Origin of the sequence: Bacillus mesophilus (assembly GCF_011008845.1) — a bacterium.
GTDB classification, from domain to species: Bacteria; Bacillota; Bacilli; order Bacillales; family SA4; genus Bacillus_BS; species Bacillus_BS mesophilus.
The window spans coordinates 131,140-137,229 of sequence record NZ_JAAIWM010000009.1; the positions used below are offsets into that span (position 1 = coordinate 131,140).

Here is a 6,090-nt window from a genome sequence, read left to right on the forward strand (position 1 = left end):
TCACTGTTTAAAGTTTTATTTATAATTCTGAGCTAAACACTATATCCCCTAATGGTTGTTCGCTAGACGGTGTAGGTTCTAAAGTAATGGCAATCATTTCCCAATTGTGGTCACCCTGATAATTGATTGGGAATGCTACAGCACCTTCACCTAACTCATTAGGTATAAATGTTCCCGCACGATATTTTTTATCACCCTCAATAAGCCATACTTGATAAGCTTCGGTGCCTTCAAGCTGTTGCAATTGTTCCCCTTGGATCACAAGTGCTACACCATCGTCTTGTTGAATCATGGCAGCCGTTACTTTAGCTGTTGTCGCTGGATCTGTGGGGTTTAGTTGTAATGCTTTGTTTACTAGGTTCAGTCCATCCATAGCTGTTGGTTGTTGTATAGATTCCTTCTGGTTAAGTAACGCATAGCCATTTCCAAGTAATGAAAATAAAAGGGAGGCAGCCAGAAGTGGTGTTAACCAGTTCTTTTTTTGCTTTGGAACTGATAGTAATGGTTCCGTATTTTTCGGTTCATCGGAGGCCCCAAATTTTTCAGTGGGAGCCTGTGTTGTTGTTTCTTGAGAGAAGACATGATCAAGAACACGCTTCTTCATTTCCACTGGTGGTTCAATAGGGTCAGACAAAAAGGGTAGATCCTCTGTAAGTGCTTGTAGTTCCTGTAACTCTTCTTGGCAACTGTTACAAAGGGATAAATGTTGTTCAAACTTTTTCTTCGTAACATCATCTAATCCTTCATTAAAATAATCAATTAAATCATTACATCCAACTTGTTCCATCACTTTACACCCCCCTTTCCTTGGAGTTTGGTAGATTTTTCCGAAGATGCTGAAGTGCTAATCGTATTCGTCCCTTCACGGTTCCAAGTGGGATTTGGCAAGAATCAGCAATCTTTTGTTGGGATACACCTTTAAAATAAAATAACTCAATCATCTTTTGTTGTTCTTCTCCTAACTTTGAGACAGCCTGCCTAAGACTAGCTCCCTCTTCCTTCCATTCTACAAGGTCCTCTGTTAAGGGTTCATTGCTATGAATGGAGTCGCGCTCCTCTATCGTGTAGGTACTCTCTTTTCTTTTACGGAGCATATCAATGGTCGTGTTTCGGGCAACCGTTAATAGCCAGGATGAAAATTTCCCTTTTGATTTATCATAAATCCCTTTTTTCGTCCAAAGCTTTATAAAGACCTCTTGGACAACTTCTTCAGACAATTCCTTTTGACCTGTTATTCGATATGAAAAAGAATATAGAAGCTTTTCATATCGGTCGTACAAAGCTTCTAATGCTTGCTTATCATCCTGTTGAACCAGGTGATAAAGCTCTATATCATGTTCTCCCATAACAATCTCCTCTTTTTTTAATCAATTACGGATATCATAGCACAATCCTTCATTTCATAGACTATGGTTTATATAGACAGAAGGACAGAAAGAGTTATATAGCTAACGATTAAAACGATAGAATGGATTACTTTTTAATGAGATTCATCAAACAAGAAGCCCCCAATCTATGATTGGGGGCTTCTTGTTACAGTTTTATTTAGAGAGGTCTCCCTGATTCTAAATGAAATTTTTTTCTGTCAATGATTCGTTGTAAGCCATAAATAAAAAGGGCAAAGCTCATAAAAAACACAAATATTTGCCATGGCTTAAAATGAACTAATCGAAACAATTTCATTCGTTGGAATAAATTACTTAACAGAAAAGAAAATGATAAATCTAGAACTGAATTAATGAATAAGTATCTCTTAAAATTACCGTATGTAAGATGAAAGACCCAGATAGTACCTACAAAGAAAGGTCCCAAAATGAAACTTAAATCATTTATTACCTTTCCTTTCCATCCCCCTTTTATTTTCCACCATTTTAAAGGCACAGCCATCGCGCACATTCCTGCCACAAGGAATGAAGAAATAAAAGCAATCGGCATAAATTTTCCAAATGACTTCTTTGGAAGAAAAACAACTGAAATCCAAGGGAAGATTATTAATAGTAGTCTGACGATGTTTGGAATACTTACAGCCACAATACCATCACCCCTTCCTAAATTCTTTGTCCAGCAAACTGTATAACGTGAGATAATCCATTATGAAGGTCTCCTTCATGTCGGACAACCTCCCCCATAAAAAAGTGAACAATACGCCAGTCTGGAAAATTTGCGAGGAACTCCTCTGGGGAATATAAGAGACTTTTATCCTGCGGACCACCCGTTTTATACTCAAGCTGATAATAAGAATAAACTTCTGTAATAAAATACCCCCCAGGTTTTACAGCATTTCTTATTCCCTTAAAAGTCTTTTCACGTAATTCTTTCGGGAAATGACCAAATACACATATCAATTCATCCCATTTATCTTGAAGCCATATCGCTTGATTTAAATCAATGAGCTCTGTCTTAACAGATACACCTCTTTCCAGGGCTAATCTATTGGTTTTCTCTAGTCCAGAAGCTGCATAATCCCATGCTGTAACGTTCATCCCTTGTTCTGCTAAAAATACGGCGTTCCTTCCTTCTCCTTCAGCTATTGCTAATGCATCACCTGTTAATCCTAATTTTTTTTGCATATCAGCAATAAAGACATTTGGTTCAGTCCCATACACATATTTCTCTTCCTGAAACCGTTGATCCCAAGTACTCATTATGTATTCTCCTTTTAGTTTGAAAAGTCGTTCTCATTATTTTGGGAGATCATTCTCATTAATTAAGGCCTACTGTATCTAACCTTACAATTTATACAGAGTTTTTCCTCTCTAGTATCAAACAAGAAAAGGTAATTTAACCAGCAAATTTCACGCTAATTCCAATTTTTCAAAATGATTTCGAAAAAAAAAGAGAGAAGAATCCCTCTTTTTTAGAACAACTTTTGAATCAGTAATACGACTCCTACCAGGAGCCAAACAAACACCCCGGGTCATATGGGTGGAAAAAATGACCTAGAATCTTTTTTATGAATGCCTCAAGTTCCTTTTTTACAGCCTTTTTGTTTATCCATGTTTTCACCATCTTTAGTAAGGTTTATTTATAGCTTACTAGCTCACCTGTCCATTGGAGAATACCGCCATCTACACTTTTAATATTCGTATAACCCTTATCTTTTAGTAGTTTGGCAGCTTGAAGGCTACGCTTTCCACTTCTACATATAATAATTACTTCGGAATTTATTGGAATATCACTGTATTGTGACTTTAAGGTACTAAGTGGATAGTTTTTCATTCCTTCTATATGACTGGACTCGTATTCATGATTCTCACGTACATCAATAAATATGACACTGTCAGATTGATCTTCTTGCAATCTATCTTCTAACTCTGAAATAGAAATGGTATCAATACTCTGTTTTGCTAAGAAATCAAATCCTAGGTAAAGGATTAGTAGAAAGATAGGTACATAAAATACTAGTTTCTTAACATTCATATAGTCACCTACTTAAAAAAATTAATGAAGAAAACTACCCTACACCCGTAGAGTAGTATACTTTCCTCCACCTAATAAACTCTTTGTATAATCAATTTTAGCATGATCGAAATAAACCTTATGCGCTTCATTGACTAAAAATATAATCCCATCTATTTCAATCTGTTCATCCTTTTCTAAAGCTGACTCTTCCAGAGCCAGGCGAAGCTGTGGTCCACCTCAGCCAATGCCCATAGCTAGACGAACGAATGGCTGTTTTCCTTCGTCTAGAAGGTCTTGTACTTCTTTTTTTATCTGGCTCATTGCTGCAGCCGTCACTTTAACCATCGCGAATCCCTCCTTATCAACACAATATTATTCAATAATATCCCCGTTTTATAAAATATCTAGCCAGATCTTCACTGCAGTTGCTGCAATCAAAATAGCCAGAATGATTTGTAGGATTTTTGTATTCATCTTTTTCCCAGCCATTGCTCCTAATGGAGAAGCAATCAGGCTTGCAATAATCATGATGAAAGCTGGAAAATAATCTATTTGTCCTGTCGTGATTTTTCCGACTGTTGCCCCTATGGATGAAATAAATGTGATCGCTAATGATGAAGCGATGGTCATTCTTGTTGGTATTTTTAATACGACCAACATGATTGGTACTAATAGGAACGCACCTGCTGCTCCAACAATCCCAGCTCCAGTCCCCACAATTAATGCCAATATTGCAGCTAACCATTTATTAAATTTCACTTGATCCAGAGGAATATCGTCAATCCCCTTTTTAGGGATAAACATCATGACAGCAGCTATCAATGCTAATATACCATAGACTAAATTAATGCCACCCTCTGACATTAATTTTGACCCATAGCCTCCAATAAAACTACCAATTAATATACTTGCACCCATATAACCAATCAATGTTTTATTTAAGTATCCACCTTTTCGGTATGCCCAAACACCACCGATTGTAGCAAAGAACACTTGAATCGCACTTATTCCGGACACTTCATGTGCTGTAAAGGCTGCTAAACCAAATAATGGCGGGATATATAATAGCATCGGATATTTAATAATCGATCCACCAATCCCTAGCATCCCGGAAATATATGAACCAATAAATCCAATGAGGAAAATAGTAATAATAAATCCAATATCCATTGTAGTACCTCCTTTTTGAATAGTTTGTTTTTTGTACAGTTTGTTGTTTCTGTAAAAATCCCAAGAACCGGATTTTTACCTTAGTTTTAAGGATTCTACTATACATGTAGAGAGTTGCTCTTTTCTCATTAATTCTTAACTCAGTAAATAAACAAGGGAAACATAAAAATGAAGTTATAAAAAGTAACAAAGTTTTAGAAAAGAGCCTTTGAAAAAGGGAACCTTACATAAGGCTCCCTTTATTTTTTACGCTTTTTTAATCCAGAACTTGAATACGTCATTTTCTTCTTCGTGCTTTAAAAATTCATGGCCACCTGATTTCGCCCAAGCTGCTAGGTCGTTTTTGGCCCCTTTATCTGTCGCATGGATTTCTAGGATTTGACCAGATTCTAATTCGTTCATTGCTTTCTTAGTTTTGACGATTGGCATTGGGCACGCTAATCCTTTTGCATCTAATACTTTTGTTGCTTCCATTTTTATGACCTCCGATATAATTATTTTTCACTTAAGATCTATCTTCATTTTTGCATGAGGAGAGTTATTTTCACTATCGTGAAAAAACTTACCTCACCGCACAGCGGTTTGGTCCGATTTCCATTTCACGTTGTTTGTCTTGGTCTGGGCTGATTTTACCCATGTTCGTTTCACGAATTTCTTGATACGCATTTGGCTGTGGTGGTAAGTTTTCTGTTACTAGTCTTCTGAATTCATTCTCGTCTTCAATGTTAAGACCATGATTTTGAGCAAATAGTTTTCCTAATTTTGCTGCTACACTTCCTTCTTCATTTAATTCCTCAATAATCATGAAGTGAGCTGGTAGAACAACTAGATCTTCTGATAGCTCTCTGTAACGAGAGTATAAGCTTTCTCTTAAATCTGCTACCCAATCTTCTGCCATTCCAGCAAGGTCCGGTCTTCCAATTGAATCGATGAATAAGATATCTCCTGAAAGAAGGAACTTTTCATCTACGACAAAGGATGTAGACCCAATTGTGTGTCCTGGAGAGTATAGCGCATGAATATCAATCGCTGTATTTCCGATGGTTACCACGTTCCCACCTTCTAGCGCGTTGTATTCGAATGTTACTTCTTCTGCATCCTTTGGTGGTAACCAGTATGCTGCGCCTGTTTTTTCAGCAATCACTCTTCCACCTGAAATATGGTCTGCGTGTAAGTGAGTATCGAATACATGAGTGATTTTTGCTCCGATTCCTTCAGCAAAGTTCAGATATACATCAGTCATACGAGTCGAATCAATTAGTGCAGCTTCACCGTTTGAAACCACCATGTAAGATAGACACCCTTTACCGATTCGAACGAACTGATAGATCTCGCCACCATCTTTTAAATCTCCAACCTTCACAGGTTCTAAGTGTTCACTCCACGTTTTCATTCCACCTTCTAGATAAGAAGCTTGTAATCCTTGTTCTACTAGCATTTCAGCCACCATTAAAGATGAACCTTCTTTTGCACAAACGACTAGGATTTCTTTGTCAGTCGGAATTTTGTCTAAAATTT

Annotated in this window: 8 protein-coding genes; all 8 read right to left on the bottom strand. The window is 37.1% G+C overall.

Annotated features, from left to right (window positions below; translation table 11 throughout):
- Window positions 1-19: 19 nt before the first annotated feature.
- A complete protein-coding gene (locus G4D63_RS19240; protein ID WP_239585891.1) occupies window positions 20-787 on the bottom strand; it encodes an anti-sigma factor in 768 nt (255 codons plus the stop codon).
- A 4-nt stretch (window positions 788-791) separates the two neighbouring features.
- Window positions 792-1,346, bottom strand: a complete 555-nt coding sequence (locus tag G4D63_RS19245) for an RNA polymerase sigma factor (protein ID WP_163181686.1) — start codon at window positions 1,344-1,346, stop codon at window positions 792-794.
- 199 nt (window positions 1,347-1,545) lie between these two features.
- The gene (locus G4D63_RS19250) at window positions 1,546-2,031 is read right to left on the bottom strand and encodes a hypothetical protein (protein ID WP_205603907.1); all 486 of its coding nucleotides are present in this window, start codon (window positions 2,029-2,031) and stop codon (window positions 1,546-1,548) included.
- A gap of 17 nt (window positions 2,032-2,048) precedes the next feature.
- On the bottom strand, window positions 2,049-2,645 hold the full coding sequence (locus tag G4D63_RS19255; RefSeq protein ID WP_163181687.1) for an SAM-dependent methyltransferase: 597 nt from the start codon (window positions 2,643-2,645) through the stop codon (window positions 2,049-2,051).
- A 376-nt stretch (window positions 2,646-3,021) separates the two neighbouring features.
- Window positions 3,022-3,420, bottom strand: coding sequence for a rhodanese-like domain-containing protein (locus tag G4D63_RS19260; protein WP_163181688.1), 399 nt, complete (start codon window positions 3,418-3,420; stop codon window positions 3,022-3,024).
- A 375-nt stretch (window positions 3,421-3,795) separates the two neighbouring features.
- Entirely contained in the window at window positions 3,796-4,572 is a 777-nt protein-coding gene (locus tag G4D63_RS19265) for a sulfite exporter TauE/SafE family protein (protein ID WP_163181689.1), read from the bottom strand.
- A gap of 246 nt (window positions 4,573-4,818) precedes the next feature.
- The gene (locus G4D63_RS19270; RefSeq protein WP_163181690.1) at window positions 4,819-5,046 is read right to left on the bottom strand and encodes a sulfurtransferase TusA family protein; all 228 of its coding nucleotides are present in this window, start codon (window positions 5,044-5,046) and stop codon (window positions 4,819-4,821) included.
- An 88-nt stretch (window positions 5,047-5,134) separates the two neighbouring features.
- Window positions 5,135-6,090: MBL fold metallo-hydrolase (locus tag G4D63_RS19275; RefSeq protein ID WP_163181691.1), on the bottom strand; the 956-nt coding region annotated here is incomplete at its 5' end.